General features: G+C 35.2%; 18 protein-coding genes. 11 read left to right on the top strand and 7 right to left on the bottom strand.

Translation table 11 applies throughout. From position 1 onward, the window contains the following. The first annotated feature begins 4 nt into the window (after positions 1 to 4). A complete protein-coding gene (locus tag PNIG_RS10370; RefSeq protein ID WP_089368441.1) occupies positions 5 to 1864 on the top strand; it encodes an alkaline phosphatase D family protein in 1860 nt (619 codons plus the stop codon). On the opposite strand, the gene PNIG_RS10365 is transcribed toward PNIG_RS10370, so the two are convergent. The 3 genes from PNIG_RS10365 to PNIG_RS10355 form a co-directional block, all read right to left on the bottom strand. Further along, a complete protein-coding gene (locus PNIG_RS10365) occupies positions 1861 to 3186 on the bottom strand; it encodes an O-antigen ligase family protein (protein ID WP_089368440.1) in 1326 nt (441 codons plus the stop codon). The genes PNIG_RS10370 and PNIG_RS10365 overlap by 4 nt on opposite strands. A gap of 60 nt (positions 3187 to 3246) precedes the next feature. Then, the gene (locus tag PNIG_RS10360) at positions 3247 to 3675 is read right to left on the bottom strand and encodes a hypothetical protein (protein ID WP_244181031.1); all 429 of its coding nucleotides are present in this window, start codon (positions 3673 to 3675) and stop codon (positions 3247 to 3249) included. Between the two features lie 138 nt (positions 3676 to 3813). After that, positions 3814 to 5796, bottom strand: coding sequence for a bifunctional diguanylate cyclase/phosphodiesterase (locus tag PNIG_RS10355; protein ID WP_089368439.1), 1983 nt, complete (start codon positions 5794 to 5796; stop codon positions 3814 to 3816). A gap of 63 nt (positions 5797 to 5859) precedes the next feature. Here PNIG_RS10355 and PNIG_RS10350 point away from each other — a divergent pair, with 63 nt between their 5' ends. Beyond that, positions 5860 to 7062, top strand: a complete 1203-nt coding sequence (locus PNIG_RS10350; RefSeq protein WP_089368438.1) for an IS256 family transposase — start codon at positions 5860 to 5862, stop codon at positions 7060 to 7062. 42 nt (positions 7063 to 7104) lie between these two features. Here PNIG_RS10350 and PNIG_RS10345 read toward each other — a convergent pair whose 3' ends face one another. Further along, positions 7105 to 7803 carry a transglutaminase-like cysteine peptidase gene (locus PNIG_RS10345; RefSeq protein ID WP_089368437.1) on the bottom strand — a complete coding sequence of 233 codons (699 nt, stop codon included), beginning with the start codon at positions 7801 to 7803 and terminating at the stop codon, positions 7105 to 7107. Between the two features lie 594 nt (positions 7804 to 8397). Here PNIG_RS10345 and PNIG_RS10340 point away from each other — a divergent pair. The 8 genes from PNIG_RS10340 (at position 8398) to PNIG_RS10305 (ending at position 16268) form a co-directional block, all read left to right on the top strand. Beyond that, on the top strand, positions 8398 to 9264 hold the full coding sequence (locus tag PNIG_RS10340; RefSeq protein ID WP_011328468.1) for an ATP-grasp fold amidoligase family protein: 867 nt from the start codon (positions 8398 to 8400) through the stop codon (positions 9262 to 9264). 61 nt (positions 9265 to 9325) lie between these two features. Beyond that, on the top strand, positions 9326 to 10354 hold the full coding sequence (locus PNIG_RS10335) for an acyltransferase family protein (RefSeq protein ID WP_089368436.1): 1029 nt from the start codon (positions 9326 to 9328) through the stop codon (positions 10352 to 10354). A 215-nt stretch (positions 10355 to 10569) separates the two neighbouring features. Beyond that, a complete protein-coding gene (locus PNIG_RS10330; protein ID WP_011328466.1) occupies positions 10570 to 11847 on the top strand; it encodes a flippase in 1278 nt (425 codons plus the stop codon). 34 nt (positions 11848 to 11881) lie between these two features. Next, on the top strand, positions 11882 to 12796 hold the full coding sequence (locus PNIG_RS10325) for a glycosyltransferase family 2 protein (RefSeq protein ID WP_089368435.1): 915 nt from the start codon (positions 11882 to 11884) through the stop codon (positions 12794 to 12796). Positions 12797 to 12849: 53 nt separating this feature from the next. Continuing rightward, positions 12850 to 14037 carry an EpsG family protein gene (locus PNIG_RS10320; protein WP_011328464.1) on the top strand — a complete coding sequence of 396 codons (1188 nt, stop codon included), beginning with the start codon at positions 12850 to 12852 and terminating at the stop codon, positions 14035 to 14037. 36 nt (positions 14038 to 14073) lie between these two features. Then, positions 14074 to 14871 carry a glycosyltransferase family 2 protein gene (locus PNIG_RS10315; protein WP_011328463.1) on the top strand — a complete coding sequence of 266 codons (798 nt, stop codon included), beginning with the start codon at positions 14074 to 14076 and terminating at the stop codon, positions 14869 to 14871. 12 nt (positions 14872 to 14883) lie between these two features. Continuing rightward, complete coding sequence (locus PNIG_RS10310) at positions 14884 to 15612, top strand: WecB/TagA/CpsF family glycosyltransferase (RefSeq protein WP_089368434.1); 729 nt, start codon at positions 14884 to 14886, stop codon at positions 15610 to 15612. Between the two features lie 197 nt (positions 15613 to 15809). Beyond that, the gene (locus tag PNIG_RS10305) at positions 15810 to 16268 is read left to right on the top strand and encodes a phosphoribosyltransferase (protein WP_089368433.1); all 459 of its coding nucleotides are present in this window, start codon (positions 15810 to 15812) and stop codon (positions 16266 to 16268) included. Positions 16269 to 16289: 21 nt separating this feature from the next. Here the strand turns inward: PNIG_RS10305 and tnpC are convergent, their stop codons facing one another. The 3 genes from tnpC to tnpA are packed head-to-tail and all read right to left on the bottom strand — an operon-like array spanning position 16290 to position 18529. Then, positions 16290 to 17834 carry an IS66 family transposase gene (tnpC, locus tag PNIG_RS10300; protein ID WP_086960352.1) on the bottom strand — a complete coding sequence of 515 codons (1545 nt, stop codon included), beginning with the start codon at positions 17832 to 17834 and terminating at the stop codon, positions 16290 to 16292. Between the two features lie 39 nt (positions 17835 to 17873). Beyond that, positions 17874 to 18227, bottom strand: a complete 354-nt coding sequence (gene tnpB / locus PNIG_RS10295; protein WP_254910727.1) for an IS66 family insertion sequence element accessory protein TnpB — start codon at positions 18225 to 18227, stop codon at positions 17874 to 17876. Then, entirely contained in the window at positions 18224 to 18529 is a 306-nt protein-coding gene (gene tnpA, locus PNIG_RS10290) for an IS66 family insertion sequence element accessory protein TnpA (RefSeq protein WP_010555472.1), read from the bottom strand. Before tnpA ends, tnpB begins: the two co-directional genes overlap by 4 nt. A 68-nt stretch (positions 18530 to 18597) precedes the next feature. Here tnpA and PNIG_RS10285 point away from each other — a divergent pair, with 68 nt between their 5' ends. After that, the gene (locus PNIG_RS10285; RefSeq protein WP_089368432.1) at positions 18598 to 19119 is read left to right on the top strand and encodes a hypothetical protein; all 522 of its coding nucleotides are present in this window, start codon (positions 18598 to 18600) and stop codon (positions 19117 to 19119) included. Positions 19120 to 19458: the final 339 nt, after the last annotated feature.

The raw sequence follows: 19458 nt of genomic DNA, 5'->3' as shown, positions 1-19458 counted from the left end.
ATACATGAAAACTCACACGGCGCAACTTCCTATTTTATTAATGGGGCCTATGGTGCGCCGTGCAGAGCAAACCAGTGTATGCATTCAGTTTGCTACCTCTAAGCCTGTAAACTGTCGCATTGAACTGTTAAATTATGAATGTTACAGCGATCAGCACAGCGTTTCTCTCGGCGAGCGCTTATATCTGCATTTCGTCATTATAAAGCCAATAAATCATAAGTTTCCTCCTGACAGCTTATTAAGCTACGAACTTATAGTTGACGATACTCCAATTGATTTATCGCCTTGGTGCTATAGCAATCAAGCAACACCTGCATTTGTAATTCCCAATAAACTCAGTGATATTTTGCACGGATCATGTCGTAATGCACATCATCCCGCAAAAGACAGTTTAGTCTGTGCAAGTCATTGGCAAAACACTCAGCGCGGTAATAACAACCAAGGTGCACAATTGCTATTACTGAGCGGTGATCAGGTTTATGCCGATGACGTAGCAGGACCTATGTTATTAGCCATTCATCAGTTAATTGAAGCCTTAGGTATTTATAAAGAGCAACCACTTACAGTTGAGCTACCGAACGATATAAATGAGCAGCTTTATAATCGCCATTTGTTCTTACCAAAAACACCTTGGCAAAAACGCTCAAAGTTAGGTGTTAGTTACTGGCTGAAAAAAGATGAACCTCACTTTTCAAGTGTAAAAGCCCACAATCACCTTATTCACTTTGAAGAATATATAGCACTTTATTTATTAAATTTTAGTGCTGCAGCTTGGCAATGTGTAGATATACAAAGCATAACGTATGCAGGTCAAAACGAGCAAAACAAGACTATTTTTAACGCCGAAAAATCAGCACTGATTGATTATACAAAAGGATTGAGTGATGTAGAGCGGTTGTTTGCCAATGTATCTACATTAATGATATTTGACGATCATGATGTAACCGATGACTGGAACCTGACAGCTGGATGGGAGCAAGCGATTAGTCAAAACCCAGTGAGTAAACGTATTGTAAGCAATGGTTTAATTAGTTACTGGTTGTTTCAAGGGATGGGAAATGATGCACTCACTAAAACGGGCACATTAATCGCTGCGTTTAAGCACAGCTTAGCGAGTAGTAATATTTGGCAATTTAAAACATTTGATAAAACACTAACAGAATTTAGTCATTGGCATTATGAACTGACAACGGTTCCTAAAGTGGTGGTGCTCGACACTCGCACACATCGTTGGCGTAATGAGCAAAATTTTAATGAGCCCTCTGGTCTACTTGATTGGGAGCGACTTACTGATCTTGAGCAGAGCTTATTGAGCCATGATCAAGTTATTATTGTATCGCCCGCGCCAGTATTTGGCGTTAAATCGATTGAAGCTATTCAAGCGCTATTTAATATGTGCGGCCAACCGCTCACGGTAGACGTAGAGAACTGGATGGCTCACGAAGGCTCGGCAAGAAAATTGCTCGATACTTTTAGAAGAGACGATACCCCAAACGAAACGCTAATTTTATCTGGTGATGTACATTACTCCTTTTGTTTTTCGGTGCAAAAACGTTTTGGCGATCATCCTAATAGAGTGTGGCAGCTGACTGCCAGTGGTATAAAAAATGAATTTCCGCGTAAATTAATAAATATACTCGATAAACTCGATTCAATTTTATATAGCCCGAAAAGTCCGCTGAATTTCTTTACTAAACGTTGGCATATGGAGGTTGATAAACACCAAACCAAAGGCGATGGGCAAAAGTATTTAGTGAGCGATTCAGCTATTAGCTTAATAACGCTAGAGCAAGGTAATTTGGCCCGCTATCAGCTTATTCATGGCGACGGTCACTTAACAGAGTTTGATTTAGCACAGCACTAGTCGGCTTGATTACGTCTTTTTTTTATAGTTTTAGGCGCAGGTAATTTATTAGTTAAAATAGCTAAGCATAAAATAGCCATAAACAGCATTGAATTAGCGCCTGCTTGCAGCGAATAGTCGACTAAAGAATGCAGTAGCATAGTAATAATAGCTACTGCACAGCCAAATGCTACTCCTTGATAAAGTGCGGTTTTGCGTTGGCGCATGGTCGCAATACAGAGCCATAAACAATAAAGTATCAGCAAACCAAGTGCTAATGTTGCCGGTATACCTAGCTCCACAGCAAATTGTATATAATCGTTATGCGCATTATCGTAGTAGCCAGAAAAGGGCTCTGATTGATACGCAGGGAAAGCAGTGTAAAAAGTACCCCCACCTGATCCCAGCAATGGTTTATCTAATATAAGTGGTATAGAGTCGCTTACCACTTCGTCACGCGTTTCTGAGTGTATACTGGTTTCGCTAATACGCTGTTTTACTTTTTCAACGTCAAATATTGCACCAATAATAATTAAATCGATAATAAAAAAGCTAATAATAAGGTGTTTAAACGCTTTGGGCTTTTGTCTGTAAATAAATAAAGCCAATAAGCTCATAACCATTAAAGCGATAAAAAATGCCGAGTTACCCATGCGGCTGCGAGTTAATATTAAGGCAACAATAATAATAATTAATGATACGCGTAATACAATTTTAGAGCTTAATAATATACCAGCCCAGTCACGTAATGTTTGTGCGAGTGATTGTGTATTGTCGTTAGCAGAGCGTTTTAACTCACTGATCAACACACCTATGCCTAAGCATAAGCACAGCGCTAAATAGTTGGCTAAAAAGTTAGAATAAGTAAAAGTACCAATAGCACGATCGGTATGTTTATAACTAAATAATGGGCTAATAATATCGGGTGATAAGCTTAAATAACTTGCATATAAGGCCTGAAAAACCCCAGCAAAAATAACAGTGTAAACTAGTTTTTTAATTCGTAGGGAGTGGTTACAGTAAATAAAAATTAACCAGCAAAATAATAGCATAAACCAGGTTTTAATTAACATTTGCTGAGTTTGAAACGGATCAACACTTATACTAAATAGCTGTATTGTGCAAACTAAAACAACAACGCCAAGAGCAATAAATATAGGCCAAGAGTATAAAGGAGGATAAAGCAGTTGTTTATTTTTAATAGCACTATTAAATAAATGCAATAAAAACGTAAAGCTAATCAGCACGCCTATAGCTAATATTGCCCATGGGCGGTAACTGCCAAGGGGTAGGGGGAGTAAAAAAATAATTAAACATATAACAAAAAATATAAAGCGATTCACAGCCCACAGCCATCTCAAAATATAAACGCAGCGCTAAGGCTGCATTTATATTTAATAAAGTTAGTTACCAACTTCAGATATACCAGCATCACCACCAGTACCACCCGATCCAGGAGGTGTAGGCAATACAGGTAAGCTAATAGGAGGATTAGGTTGTGCTTGGATAGGGCCTGCTGCCGTGGCTTGTGAAGCAATAGTAGCATCTATGCCCGCATTAATTGCCGCAAGTGTAATAGTGTCTGAATCTATTCCGTATGCAGAAAGTGCGGCTAATAAAGTAGGAACCATAGGGCTGTCTACACCAAAAGCAGCAATAACGGCAGTAATCATTTGATCAACCTGAGCGTTACTACAATTGCCTCGTGGCAAGGTTTTGTCTAGTTGGTTTTTTATATTGTTTTTACAAATAATTTTAATGGCGGCAACTAAGTCTTGTTGCAGTTGCTCAGGAGATACATTTATTGGTGCATTACTTAAAATCGAAATCAAGTTGTCTATCCCTGCAGACTGAACAGATTTTATGTATTAGTTTGTGCATAAGTTTGCGGTACATAAAATACACACAGCCCTACTATTAGTCCAAATAAGATAATTGATTTCATGATCGACCCTTGTTTAAAAAATAGGCTACTTACAAAATTCTAATACATTTGGATGAAAAGTAAACTTTTTATTTGTGTTTTCATCAATAATGTTGATTACTTGTGAGGCGGAGCAAATTAAATTCCCTTGAACACCATCACAACCTAAGCTTTCGAGTATGTTTAATGTTTCGGGCTTTTCAATTAAACACGCTAAGACTTTAATACCAAAGCCATGACAAATATTATTTACAGTTTGAATATAAAAGCGACTTTGCGGATTATCAATTAAATCTTGAATGTAGCTACCGTCAATTTTCACATACTCAATATCAAGACCATGTAAATACTTAAAAGAGGTTAAACTGGTGCCAAAGTGCTCTACACACACACTAATACCAACCTCTTTTATCGCATCAATATGAAGTGCAGCAACGCGTATATTACTTAGTAAGCTCAATTCATGAAGCTCAAAAATAAGATTGTTTTTGAGGCAGGGGTAGTGTTGAGAAAACGCACCTAGCCATTGTATAAACTCCGGTGAATATAATGAGGACTTACTTATATTTAATGCGAATTTATCCTCTGGATATTGCATTTTAATATTAATAAAATCACGGATTAATTTTTTATCCAGTTCTTCTGTCAAATTTAACTTTTCGGCCATAGCGAATAAGTGACTATTGTTTATTTTTTCATTGTTATAGATAAAGTGCGTAAATACCTCAAAGTAGCACTGTGTAAACTCGGTATTACTTTTTTTCACAGGCTGTACTGAAAAGCTCACTTCCCCAGAGTTAATTATGCTCTGAATTATTTTTTGCCACTCTTCAACACTAAAGACTATTTTATTATCAATGTTAGCGTCAATCGTACTTTCTCCAATAGTACATTTGGTATCTAATGACGAAAGTAAATGACTCAGTGTTAAGCTTTTTTCAACATTTATAGAAGCTAAGCGGGCATAACCATTATTATGTGAGCTGTGCTGTTTTTGGCTAAACAGGTCAATAAGGTTAGCGTGTAAATTATATAAAAAAGTAATATCGTATGGCGCAATAAAAACAAAAGTACTGCCATTTATTCGGCATAACCTATAATTATTTAGTTCAGCTAAAGAGAGTTTTAATATTTTAGCAACGTCAGTCACATACTCATCACCCCTTTGATAGCTAAGTGTTCGATTAATGTTTACTAGCGAGGGAAGTGTGACCATTGTTGCTGTCATTGGACGCTCAGAGGTAATGGAGTGGGTAACGGCGTTAAAATAGTTTTCAAAAGATTTGCGATTACCTAACCCTGTTAGTGGATCACTATACACGGCGTTTGTTAGTGCTTGGGTTTGTTTAGCTAAAGAGTCGAATGTACTTTGCAAATTAAGCACCATATTATTAATTGCTTTGGTTACTATGCGCAATTCGTGGGCTAACGGCACTTTATTATTGAGTGTAAAGCGTTTGCGAGTAACAAGCAGTGCTTGCTTCTCAACTGCTTTTAAAGGTTTGAATATTGTTTGTAAAATAAAATAAGTGATCAGCAGTGAAGCAATTAATAATATGAGCGAACTATAAAAGCTACGCTTTGTGTGTAGCCATAAAGTTAAATATGACTCTCCTAAGTGGCTGGTAACTTCAAGTGTACCAGCAATGATCCAACCCGTATTTATTTCAGATTGCATTGTAGGCGCGCTTAATTTTACAGTGTTTGTAAACCAATGAGGCACAGAATCTACATGGGTAGGGTTTTCTAATGAGAATAGCGTTTCATGTTTCGTATTAATAAAGCGTATTTTACTATAATAACCAGAATCAAATATTGCGGTTGCCATAGTTTGCCCTATTATGATTCCATCTGTATCCAAATAAGGGGAGATAGAAAGTCCTAGGCTTGTAGCTGTGTCTTTTGCATGGCTTGCCATTTGTGTTTGTAAATAGTCTCGGGTTGTATCTACATCAATAATAATTCTTACAAAAAAAGATAAAATGGAAATACAAATTATTAGCCCGTAGATCTGTATTTTAAGACTCATACCTTGTGGTAGTGTTTAGAAATCTGTGTCATTTCAGTATTATTAAGAAAACAGGAGTGACACATGACTCAATCTTTCGATTTCAACAAAGCATTAGCTGAACTTCAAGCTGGTAAAGGTCTTACTGGCGAAGACGGTGTTCTAACACCCTTAATCAAACAACTCACCGAAGCGGCTCTTAAAGCCGAATTAGAGCAGCATCTACAATCTGAGACGCAAGTTAACCGTAAAAATGGTTCAACCAAAAAAACAGTTAAGTCATCCATAGGGCAATTCGAACTTGAAACGCCCAGAGACCGCGCAGGTTCGTTTGAACCTCAGCTAGTTAAAAAGAACCAAACTAAGTTAACGCCTGAAATTGATGAGAAAATTCTATCTATGTTTGCTTTAGGTATGAGCTACCGAGATATTCGAGGCCATATACAGGATATGTATGGCGTTGAAGTATCAGAGGCCACCATCACTGCCGTAACAGACCAACTGATACCAGAGCTTAAGGCATGGCAAGCGCGCAGTTTAGATACGCTTTACCCATTTATCTGGCTTGATGCCATTCATTATAAGATTAAAGAAAATGGCCGCTACGTGAGTAAGGCTATTTATACCGTACTAGGTGTCAATATTGAAGGCCGAAAAGAGTTACTTGGTTTATATATCTCTGAAAGTGAAGGGGCTAACTATTGGTTATCAGTATTAACTGATTTACATAATCGTGGTGTATCCGATATTTTAATTGCCTGTGTTGATGGACTAAAAGGCTTCCCTGAAGCAATAGCAACAATCTACCCCGACGCCGAAGTGCAGGAGTGCGTCATTCATCAAATTCGTAATTCGATGAAGTACGTTGCTTCAAAGCACCAAAAAGAGTTTATGACTGACTTGAAACCCGTTTATAAGGCTGCCACTAAGGATGCAGCAGAAGCCGCTCTTGACGAATTAGATGCCAAATGGGGCAAGTTATACCCTATTGTTATCGCGTCTTGGCGTCGTAAATGGGGCAATCTGTCGGTTTATTTCAAGTATCCAGATTACGTGCGTAAAGCTATTTATACCACGAATGCGATTGAAGCTGTACATCGTCAGTTTAGGCGACTCACCAAGACTAAGGGAGGATTCCCTAATGAAAACAGCTTGATGAAATTATTGTATGCAGGCATATTAAATGCCTCAAAGAAATGGACAATGCCAATCCATAACTGGAATCTGACATTGTCGCAATTGGCCATCCACTTCGAAGGTAGGTTAGATGGTGTGCTAGATATTTAGCAATTTAAGCTGACACAGAATTCTGAACGCCCTCTACCTTGTTTAAAAGGGTGATACATTATTTTCATCTCCTGTATCAATTCCATTTACGAGTGCAAGCTCACCTTTTTCAATTCTTTTTAGCATAGTATCCCAAGCCGACACACCGCTACTATTTTTAACTTTATTACCAAGCCCTTTTGCTTTGGCTAACCATAAACCTTGGCCATTAAAACTGTATATAGGTGTTAAATCGTGACGTTTATTTGCGGGGAGTAACTGGGTATTAAAGTTACCCAAAACAAAAGGAATTTGGTCAGCTTCAGGAAAGTATATCAGTACCATGTGGGGCTGATTAATGGTGTGTTGACGCACATACATAAACCTTATTTTTTCTTCAGGAATACCAAGCGCAATTAAAGTAAAGTATTTAGCTATAACGTAATCCTCACAATCCCCCATACCTACACCCAAGCTTTCTATTGGTGTAGCCCAATAATCATTTTTATTCCAAAGCTCATTATCTGTTTTGTATTTTATATGTTCATTAAAAAAATTATTAACCAGATGTACCTGCCGCCATTCATTCTTATCAATCGATGCATCAATAAACCTAAGCCATTGCTTTATGCGATTATGTCCATCTTTACCATAATGTTGTTTTGCACGTTCAATTATTTCGCTATTACGCAAGTAATTGATTGTGTCTTGTGAGTAAACATAAAAAGATAACAAGATAACAATGCAGCACCCCAAACGCACAAGTAGTTCCTTAAAATTTAGATGCGACACTTATTATATTATTAGCATTAAAACCGAAACTAGCAATAAAGTAGGTTAAATAAGTTTTAATGAAACAATTTGTTAGCATTGACTAATTAAAAGGTGTGGTTTAATGTTTATTGAATTGCGTTGTTTTGTACTTTAAATGTACGAAATCGCGATTAGTGACCCCAACATATGCGTTAAAAGTTTTAAAGATTGCTCGTTGGATATAATAAAAATTGGCACTAAATTTTGACTTTATTAAATTGTATGGCAATTGATATAAAGTGCTATGTAGCAAATACACTACATTGTTAAGTTATACCATTGATAAACCATATATATTAATTACTTAAAGCTTAAGTAATACATGAGAGGCTTAATATTAAACACAATCTCGGTGCACATGAAAATACAATGTTTACGAGTTTTTTGAGATCTGTTTTACTAAGTAAATTAAAAGTTTAATCTTATAAGTTGATCTATTATAAGATGAATTGTTCTATTTAAAACCAAGTGAGTTTGATGGTAGCTCCAATTTTGGAGTTAGAAAAATTATTTTACGTTTAGTAAATTTAAGAGAGTCAACGGATGGGTTTATTTTTGAAACTGTTGAAAAATAAATTAAAGGTATTGATACCTGACTCTATATATATTCGATATGAATATTTAAAGCTTCACCGTAAATTTTATTCAAAAAAGAAAGTGCTTACTTTTAGCGATAGGATTTTCTCGTGGAAACTAAGTAAGAAACTAACTGATTTTTCTATTTTTGTGGATAAATATAAAGTTAGAGCATTTGTCGCTGATAGGTGCGGTGAAAAATACCTTCCAACCTTACTAAAAACTTGTACCGTAGCTGAAGATTTTAATTTAACCGAAATGCCAGATAAATTTGTCATAAAACTAAATAACGGTAGTGGCTATAATCTTGTTATCAATAATAAAAATGATCATTGTAATGCTGAAATTCGCCAATTAATTACACAATGGCTAAAGTCTGATTTTTATGCAATAAGTAAAGAAAAACAGTATAAAAACGTTGAGCAGCTAGTTATTTGTGAAGAGTTTATTGAATCAACAGATGGCCTAAAAGACTATAAATTTTATTGTATAGAGGGCGCAATTGAATTTGTGCAGGTAATTTCACAAAGGGCAAGCAATAAGCAAACGCACAACTACTATTCAAGGTTATGGCAACCACTTCCAATCTTAAGGGCTGGATGTGATATTGGAGAAGTTGAACTCAAACCAAAAAATTTTGCAGAGGCAGTTGTAATTGTAGAAGCATTGAGTAGCTCATTTTCTTTTGTAAGAGTTGATCTCTATATTCAAGATAAAATATATTTTGGTGAATTAACGTTTACTCCTGGGAATGGGTACATTAAATTCCTGCCTGAACAGTTTGATAGGGAGTTAGCAAGTAAAATGAAATTAGCTTTTAAAAACAATGGTTAATAAATTAAGAGAATAAGTATATTTAATAAATGGTTCACGCTTTTACTTTAAGGGAGTGAAGATGAAAATAAAAAAAATTCTCAGTCTAGAAACACTCAGAGGGTGGGCTTGTTTATTATTAGTACTTAATCACTTAATAGGTGAACCAAATATATCAGGTTTAAAGTTACCCGAAAATAACGACTTTTATTTTTTTAACTTAATGTTAGAAAATGTCAGAATGCCATTATTTGCATTTTTAGGCGGCGTTATTTTCTCTTTTAGAGGAGTGACATCAGAGCAATTTTTTTCTATGTTAAAAGGAAAGTACTTTAGACTAATCATTCCTCTAATTTTTGTAGGCCCAATTTATCTATTTATTCAGGCACATACTTTAGGAGCAAATCAAAAAATAGAAATAACCAATATTACTTATTACTTTAGCGTGATATGGGAAAGTAAATTTCATTTTTGGTTTTTACAAGCAATGTTTTTGGTGTTTTTATTTTATGGCTTATCATCATTTATAAAAACTACAACTCAAAATAAATACATATTTGCGCTATTTACGGGGATTATTTTATGCGTATTTATGCCTACAGATATTTATTTTTTTTCATTATCTGGATTTTTCTTTTTATTACCTTTCTTCTCGTTAGGGTGCTTACTTAGCTCAAAAAGACACAGCGAAGAAAAGCTAAATATAAAGTTAGTTACAATATTATTAACTTTGTTTGCTGGCCTTATGTTGTATAAATTTTTACAACTACAAAGCCAGAGTAACTTTGAAAGAAACAGCCTAATGGGGCTAATAACTGGCTTTGTTGGTTGTTCATTATTTTACTTTGCAAAAATAAAGATTATACCCCTTGTGTTTATTGGTAAATATTCATTTTCAATATACTTATACCATGTTTACTTTTTGGTTTTATCTAGAATGTTACTAGTTTATTTAGGTGTGCAATTGACAGAGCTTAATATTGTATTTGGCATGTTCTTTGGGATCTTTGGTCCGATTGCAGTTGAAATTGTATTATCAAAAAGTAATTACGCATCACGAATTTTTTTAGGGCAAAAAAGTACTGTTAAATATGCACAAAAGTCGACATAGGAAACGATGTTTGTATATGAGTACTAATTATGTGCGTATTTTTTACGTAGCAGTGATTAGTGAATTTTAATAAAGCAGTACACATTACTAATATGGTTACTACACTGAGATCTTTATAAATCTAAAACAGTCAGTTAATTTATTTAGTTATTGAATTTTAAAATTTTGATTTATTGAAGTTATAAATATGACTCTATTATTACAAGGTAAGTTTTTTGAGCCAATCGCCAGCTATTTTAAATAAGTTTTTAGGCACAGCCGGTTTACAAATGATAAGCCGTGCTTTATCCGTTATAGCAGGCGTAATACTTGCCCGTTATTTAGGACCTGAGCAATATGGCTTATATACCTATGTTTTATCAATTATTGCCATAGTCACAATACCTGTTATAGCAGGTTTACCACAATTATTGATCCGTGAAATTGCACATGCTGAATTAGAAGGTAAATGGGGAGAATTAAAGGGGTTACTCAGGTGGTCATCGGCATTTATTATCAGTATTTCTGCGCTTGTGATGCTTACGACCATGCTTATTTTATATTTAGGCTTAATAAGTTCCCAGACTGCTAGTTTACTTTGGTTTGCAATTTTTTTGATCCCTATAAAAAGCTTTTCTGCAAAACAAGGAGCTATTTTAAACGGTTTTAGAAAACCAATTCTAGGCTTATTTCCAGAGTTTATTTTGATGCCATTTTTAGCCATTTTAGTTTACTTATATTTTATTGTATCAAAAACTGAGTTCACCAGTTTACTGCTTATAAAAGTACAGTTAATAACATCGGCATTAACGCTGTTATTAGGCTTAGGGCTAATATTTAAAGAGCGATCGAATAACCTTAACCATGTTAAACCTACTTACTATTTTAAAAAATGGCATATTGCATTACTCCCGTTTACGCTAATGATATTTATTAGCACCATGAATGCACAGCTTGCAAACGTATTTTTAGGCTACTTTGATGATAAAGAGTCTGTCGCTTCTTTTAAGGTAGCTTTACAAGGGGTGACATTAGTTACCTTAGGGTTTGCAGCGGTAAACAATATTATAGGCCCTAAAGTTGCTAGGTTGTATAGAAGTGGCGATATACAGTCAACACAGGCTTTACTAACTAAAAGTGTAAAGTTAAGCGCCACTTTTTCAATACCAATAGCGGTTGTTTTAATTTTTTTTGGGGATTGGTTTATAAGAATACTTTTTGGAGAGCAATATCTGGCTTCCCATCCAATTCTTATTATTTTATGTATTGGCCAAATAATTAATATTTGTTTTGGCTCTGTTGGTTTAGTGCTGAATATGACAGGAAATGAAAAACGTTCATTAAAAGCATTGTTGGCTACATTATTAATAAACGTGTTGTTGTTATTTATTTTAGTGCCTATCTATCAAGCAATTGGGGCGGCTTTAGCTGTAAGCATGAGTCTAGTGCTGTGGAATATTTGGATGTCGATTGATGTATATAAAATAACAAAGTTAAAAACTTGGTTATGCTAAATTTCATTTATAAAAATTAAAAGGATTAAGCTAAATGGTTGAGTTAAGCATCATTATTCCTACTTATGGAAGAGTCACAAAAATAAGAAATGCAATACAAAGTGCACTTATAAACTCACTTTGTGAGGTAATAGTTGTTGATGATAATGGTAAAGGGTCAGAGCATCAGCTAAATACAGAGTCTATTTTAGAGGATTTAATTGTCTCTAAAAAAATAAAATACATACCATTAGAAAAAAACTCAGGAGCAGGGATTGCCAGAAACATTGGTATTAAGCAAGCCAATGGCGAGTATGTAACTTTTTTAGACGATGATGATTTTTTTATAGATGGGAAATTACTCGAAAAACTTAACTTTTTTAAACACCAACAAGAGCAGCCTGCTGTCTGTTGTAGCCATATGCAAGTAGAAGAAAATGGTAAAGGTGTTTTAGCAAACGATGATAAGTTTGTAGGCCATGACGCTAAGACCTTTTTGCTATCTGGGAGTTGTTATACTTCAATGATAATGATTAAAAAAAGTGTTTTAGAAGCCATAGGTGGGTTTTATGATACACCTTACTTACAAGATCATACCTTAATGTTAAAGGCCTTTATTCAAAATTATAGTGTGTGCGTATTTGCTGAAAATGTCTTTGTGCATACAATCCACAATGGAGCGAGTATTACCACAGGTACTCGACCAATAGCAGGCGTACAGCTCAGGTGTAAATTAGAAAAAGAGCTAAGTAATAAGGTCACGTTGTCAGCTTCAGAGCAAAACGATTTGAATTATAGGTGGAGCACAATTGACTATCATAATTACTGGCTTGAACATGGGCGCAATTTCTCTTTATTTAAATTTTTGTTCACAAAAATAGTATGGCGCTCAAGAACAAGCGAACAACTTTATGAATCATTTAAGTTACTCGTAAAGTTTGGGATGAAATATCAATATTACTCAAAGTAAAAGGAAGCTTTATTTTGATCTATCACAATAAAACTTTTCTGTTAAATAGAACAATGTTGATTCTTGTTTTTGTATCATTAGTTTCACTGCTAGCGCCTTTTTATATAGGAATTTTTGCTTTATTCACGTATTTAACAACTAAAAGATCTGAGTGGCTTTACGTTTTTTTTATTAGCTTTATTTTGCTTTTTTGCAATATGAATTTACACAAAGAAGCATGGGCATTTGGCGATTTTTTAGGAATAGGCAATGACTTAGGCTGGTATTCAACCCAATGGTTTGCATTCAATAATTATCAATATGGTTTTTTGAGTATTTTTGATGAAGATTATGCAATTTTTATTAATGATGGCTTTTTGGTACAACCGAAAATATCGGAGCCGATTTATCATGGCTATTCTTACTTCTTTTCAAAATTAACGAATGGCAATTATATATTTTATACGTATACGATTACGTTATTTATCTATTTACCAGCATGTATTGTTATTTACAAGATATTAGATTCAGCTAAATTTAGTGAGGTGTTAATTGCGTTAGCGCTGATGTTTTTTATTTTTTATTCAATGAAATTTACAAACATGTTTAACATGATACGGCATTATTGCTCAGGTTCTTTCTTAATTATTACTCTGTTTTTTTTATATTTTGACAAAATACGCTTCGCCATTTTTTTTGGTGTCATCGCATCATTAACACATAATGCAGCCGTGGTTGTTTGTGCAATTTATTTTGTTGTTTATTATGTTACGGCCTCTGATGAAAGAAGTAATAGATACAAAATTTTATATGTCGTTATGGGCTCTGCGGCAATATCAATATTATACCTTTTAGTTTATTACGCCACATTTACCAATTATGAAGAATTAGATGATAGAGGTTCAGGAATACTATTTAAGCTTTTAGATGTTGCTATCGTACTGCTTTCTATATTCGCCTATATGGTTAGGCGTAAATCGACATTTGATAAGATGTGGTTTTATTATATAGGTATTATCGTATTAATTTGTTTTATGCATACAACAAACTTCTTACAGCTACGCTATTATGCCTACTTTGATTATTTTAGATGGATTGGCTTGGTATATATATTTTCTTTAATACTACGTGTTGTCAGGCTAAAGCTACTGTTTTTTTCATTATCTTTAATCGCGTTTATTTTATTTTTGTGGTACAGAATTTATATTTCTGATTTCGATTTTAACGGAATGTTCCACCATTATTTCTTTATAAAATTTTAACTTCATATTATGTAATAACTACTTATAAGGATTGTAATGAAAATTTTATTATTAACAACATGTATATGTAATGACGAAAATATCAAAGACTTAAAAAGACTAATACTATCGATAAATAGTGTAAGAAACATTCAATTTGTACACTATGTACTATTACAAAGTGCAGATGGCTACAGTGAAGAGTGTTTACTTGGGCTAGCTAGTAACTATACGCTAATCACAATTAGTCAAAGTCATATTGTGTCGTTATCAAAGGCCAGAAATAAGCTTATTAAAGAAGTGAACAGTCGGTATTCATTGAATGATTTTGATTTCGTGTCCTGCCCAGACGATGACTGTTGGTACCCAGAAGGGTTTTGGAATAGCTTTAATGAACTACAAGCACTCAGTCGATTTGAATTGTTTTATACTCAATTTTCATCAGCACCAAGTATTAGCCCCTTTACTTCTAATGAACATAATTCGTCAAACTTAATACGATACGCATCATCTAACACTACATTTTATGCATCTAAAGTATTTAATGAAGTAGGGCTGTTTGATGAAAACTTTGGCGTCGGCGCTAAAAATAATGGAGGTGAAGATTTGGACTTTGCAATAAAAGCTTCACTTATTAGTAAGGTTATATTTTTTATGAACTCTGCAGCTATTGGCCATCGTGATCCATTACCAGAATTTAGATATAAGTATTTTCAAGGCTCTTTCGCGGTATTAAATAACCACAAACTAAAAAGTACTGCTCTTTACTATCACTATTTGCGAAAGCTTATGGTTGGTATTTTTTATTATTCACAAAGAAAAATAAAGTTTGCTGACTTTAAAGTAATAAAATAGGAGCTTAAAGCGATGGACCCTATCTTAAAGTCATTAACTTTAGTCAATGAGGTATCTTTAGCCAGTATTTTAGAGCGTATCACAAATACGGATAAAGCAATTTCGATCGGTTTTTTAAATCAGTATGCATATAACTTAATAAGTAGTAGTGATGCTATAAAAGCTAACTTTTTCGATTTAGATTATTTATTCAGAGACGGTAAAGGGGTTGAATTAGCGTGCTTGTACAACAATATTGACCCTCAATCTAACTTAAATGGTACAGACTTTATTCCGCGATTAATCTCGCAATTATATTTATCTAACAAGGAAATGACCCTTTTTGCGTACGGTACTCAGCAACCTTGGTTAGATATAGGTGCAACCTCGCTTTTTAACACCTCCCAATATTATAGTTTAAATGGGTTTAAAGATGTCGACTGTTATCTTGAGCACAATTTACAGTATCAAACTGAGAGTCTTAACGTAGTCGTTCTTGCTATGGGTATGCCTAAGCAAGAGCTGATAGCTACACAACTAAAACTACAGAGCAAAAATAAAATGATAATAATATGTGGTGGTGCAATATTGGATTTTCAAGCGGGTAGGGTAAAGCGCGCACCGACGATATTTAGAAAGCTTGGTTTTGAGTGGCTATACAGATTTGCTCTAGAGCCTAAAAGGTTATTTTCTCGTTATGTTGTCGGGATCCCATTGTTTTTTTTAAATGTATATCGCTCCAGTACTAAAAGAGTTTTGTAATTAAAGGGAGTGGTAAAAGTTAATTTCTATTAGCGTGAAGCTAACGCTTAAATCAAAGATATAACAACAATTTGATGGCTATTTTTGACGTGAGATCTACATTATTGCGATAAATTGTACTAACCTTAATAAAAGCAATGTAATTAATAATAATTTTAGTATGTTAGGTAAAATGTTTTTAAGGGAGGGTGATTCTAATGAATTATAAAAGTTATTGTCATTTAAGTCAGGATATAAAAGAACACTTGCCTAAAATACAGAGTTTAAACTTTGATTTAATTGTAGGCCTTCCAAGAAGTGGTTTAACACCAGCTAATATGCTGGCATTGTATTTGAATATTCATTGTACGGATTTGATTTCTTTAATTAATAATTCAGAGCTCAAAACAGGAAGTACACGAAAAAGTAAAAATCAATATTTAAAATACCCACAAAACGCACAAAAAATATTATTAGTGGATGACAGTATTGCAAAAGGTGACTCGATTAAAGCTGATATGGCTTTAATTCCCACATATTTACACAGTAAAATTACGACATGTGCAATTTACTCATCGCTAAAACAAAGAAATGATGTTGATTTTTTTCTAGAGTACCTACCATCACCAAGGGTGTTTGAATGGAACATTTTTCATCATCCAATTTTAACGACGTAAGCGCGCATTTAAGCAGTGCGCTTAGCTATAATCGAAGTCTAGCTGCACATTCCACGGCATTAGGTCGGTAAAATCATCATCACCCTCATCTCGATTCGGCAACGTTTTAAATAAATGCACAAAGTAGTAATAAGGATTGATGTCATTGGCACGGCAGGTCATCACAATACTATAAAGTATCGCGCTGGCCTGAGCACCATTAACCGATTTTGAGAATAGCCAGTTTTTTCTACCAGTGGTAAACGGCCGAATATCTCGCTCAGTAATATTATTATCAATCCCTAGTTCGCCATCTTCACTATACCGCATTAATTTCGGCCATTGATTAAGCGTGTATTTTATCGCTTTGCCAATATAACTCCCCGCCGTTACTTTACCTTCGGCTTCATCAAGCCACGCTTTAAAGTGCATTAATATGGGTAAGGCTTTTTCTTGTCGTAACTGATACCGCGCTTGAGGAGATAACTGTTTGTTTTTAGCGTGGGTTTCCAGTTTATATAATTGGCTGATAAAGCTGATGGCTTTATGCGCTCGACCTTTGTTTTTCGACTCTGCTTTTAAGGCATCGTTATATTTGCGTCTAGCGTGTGCCCAGCAACCAACAGGGGTAATGCCTTCAATACCGTCATAAACACGGTAACCGTCGCACTGTAAATAGCCTTGATAACCGGCAAGAAATTCTTTTGCGCAAGCGCGACTTCGACCTGCTTGGTAATCGTAAATCACGACAGGCTCACGGCTGACCTCATTGCTGCGATAAACCCACATGTAGGAATTGCTGCTAGGGTTGTCACCTTCATCTAACACTTGTGTACGGGTTTCATCGGCACATAAACTATGCTCACTAAGCAAGTGACGTTGCATGGCTGCCACTAAGGGGCTGATTAGCAGGCCCGCTTTAATACACCAATTAGCTAATGTTCCGCGCGATAGTTCAAGGCCGCCACGGCCCAGTATGTCAACGAAACGATAAAGCGGTAAGGCATCGCAGTATTTGCCCGTAACAACCGCCGATAACGCTTCTGGACTCGCAATGCTGCCAGGAATAGGCTGCTTGGGTTTAGGCGCGGTGATTATTTTACTGGCCAATTGTTCATGCTCGCAATGTCTGCAAGCATATTTAAATTGTTTGTGCTTAATGACACTGACTTTCGCCGGAATAATCTTCACTTGCTCGCTGTCTTCACTACCACATTGATGTAGTTGTTCACCGCAACACTGACACGTTAACTCGGTTAAGGTGTGCTCAACTTCTTCTCGTTCAAAGTGCTCAGCCAGTATTTGTTTACCTTTCTTATGGTGTTTAGGCGGCTCAGTCGTTTTATGCTGCTCCGCTTCGTTGAAGGTACCTCGCGGGGCTTTTTCACTTTTTTTACCGTATTTTTGGGATTTACTTAACTTAAGCTCAGCAAGCAAGTGGTCAATCCGCGATTGCATTTCAACCTTATCTTCTTGCAGTGAAATTTTATCTTTTTCTAAGCCATCAAGCTTAGCCTGCATAAGTGCAAGCTGATTTTGTAGTTCGGTGATGAGAATAGTGTCTGGCATTTTAATAGCATGACACATGGGAAAGATCGTTCAAGTAAAAAAAACGATCTGGTTAATTTATATCACTGATAACCCTGATAAAGTTGAGTGGCGGGTTTTATTATTTACCGGTAAGCCAGATAATAACCATTGTAACTGCCGTTGTTCAATCCCCATGGCTACGTGTGCTTGAGCATGATTTGGCCATTGAAATCGTCCTTGCTCTAAGCGACGATAATAAAGCCAAAAACCATTGGTATCCCAAAACAAAATTTTTAATTTATCGCGTTGTTTATTACAAAAAACGAACCACGCTTGGCTTAAAGGATCGAGAGATAGGGTATCGCTGACAATAATACTTAACCCATTGATTGATTTTCGCATGTCGGTGAATCCCGTGACCAAGTAAACTTGGTGGGTGCAAGGTGTCACAGTACGCTCAATAATTTGGCGAGTGCTTGGTGCGCTAATGTCGACTCGAAGTCTATTTGATAGCCGTTTGGTGTGGTGAGTTTAATGATTGAAGGGTGTGTAAAGGCTTGCTCATGAATAACAAACGGGATCACCTGTTGCTTTTTAACCCTTATCGTTTCGTCAGAAAGGCGTTTACGCCAAACATAGAAAGTCGATGCGTTAATGTTGTTATCACGACAAAATTGAATGATGGCTAAACCACTCGATTTTTGCTGCTCAAAAATGCCTTGCCAGTGTTTTATTTTTTGCTGTTTATTCATAATTACCTCAGGTTAATATGCTGAGTAAATTATGCATAGGTAGCATTAATATTGGTATGTGGGTTTAATTGCGCGCTTACTTAACGACTGCTTGTTTAGATATAGATGGTGTTTTGTGTATTGACCCTACTGAAGAGCAAACTAATGATGCCGAAAAGTACATTGAGTTTATTTTAAATGCACAGCCATTATTTATACCCTCTAGAAAAGTTTATGCGCTTGTTACCAGCCGGTCAGAAAAGTATCGAGAACAGACTGAGATATGGTTAAAAAAGTATAAAGTAGAATACGAGTATTTAATTATGCAAGATTTACCTGGTAAAGAAGGAGGACAAAAGCAAATTAGTCATGCAAAGCATAAAGCTTTATTTTATCAAAAAAGTAGTGCAGAGCTTTTTATTGAAAGCGACTATAAGCAAAGTATTGAAATTAATCATATCACTAAAAAACCAGTTTTTTGTGCAGCTAGTAACCAAATAATTAACAACGGCTTTTATAATCTAAAGCATGAAGCAGTTACAAGCTTAAAAGAACGGTTGGCTTCGTTTATACCTCGTGGCATAAAAAATCAGATTAAAAAATTATATTAACTTTATTTACAAAGACTTATCTTGTTCTTTAGATAAATAGAGCCTAGCTTATATTATTGTTAATTTGCAAGTGTGTAGGGCTCCCATCAACTCAAAATATAAAAGCTAAGTTTTCAGTATTCACCGTATTTAGGCTTGATATTGTTTGCGCTTAAGCTCTTCAGTACTTAGCGTTTTTTGTTTATTAACTAACGCCAAACGTTTGTGTAAGCCTTACTGGTTAGTCATTGCCACCGTGTGCAGTATAACATTCCCCCAGGCTACCTTAAACCCACCAAATAATAGACGCACTATGCTTATTTAAAACTTAGAAGCAAACACTTATAACGTGTTTTCGGT

This window comes from Pseudoalteromonas nigrifaciens (assembly GCF_002221505.1).
GTDB classification, from domain to species: domain Bacteria; phylum Pseudomonadota; class Gammaproteobacteria; order Enterobacterales; family Alteromonadaceae; genus Pseudoalteromonas; species Pseudoalteromonas nigrifaciens.
This window is presented reverse-complemented; position numbering and strand designations above follow the sequence as displayed.